This is a genomic window from Gelidibacter japonicus (assembly GCF_010725055.1).
GTDB lineage: Bacteria > Bacteroidota > Bacteroidia > Flavobacteriales > Flavobacteriaceae > Gelidibacter > Gelidibacter japonicus.
In genome coordinates this window covers 1-528 of record NZ_BJKB01000015.1, presented here as the reverse complement: position 1 = coordinate 528, position 528 = coordinate 1, and positions in this window count along the sequence as shown.

Genomic DNA, 528 nt, shown 5'->3' with positions numbered 1-528 from the left:
CGTGATACAAATATAATGATTCTATTTTGTAACTGTCCTTTTTTTGGTGATACCTAAAATTTGAATCAGATCTAAGTAGGAGAAATCTGCTCAATTATGTTTACTAAGCATTTTAATCATCCAGAATTGATTTAGATAAAGAAGAACTGCTCCAATTCATGTAATACAATGATTAACAATTGGTTCTGTGTTACGATAGTTGTGAGTCTGTGTGTGAGTCTGTTAAAAACAAGAGCTTATGCGTTTCTTTTTTGAGAAATATAAAATTTTAGATATTTACTTGAATTATTTGAGTACAAAATATTATATGATTTTGGATTTTCTCTTCATATAAGACAATAAGGTGATTGCCTTAAATTTAATAATAATTGATCATTGTCGTTAACTATTTTAAGATTCTTTTGAATAAGTGCAAAAAACGGGCATAGTATACCACCTCCAGCGGATTAAACTGAACATAGCGCAGCGGGCGAAAGTGAACCACCTTGAGCGGATGAAAGTGAACCACTAAAAATCGATTCTATTTGT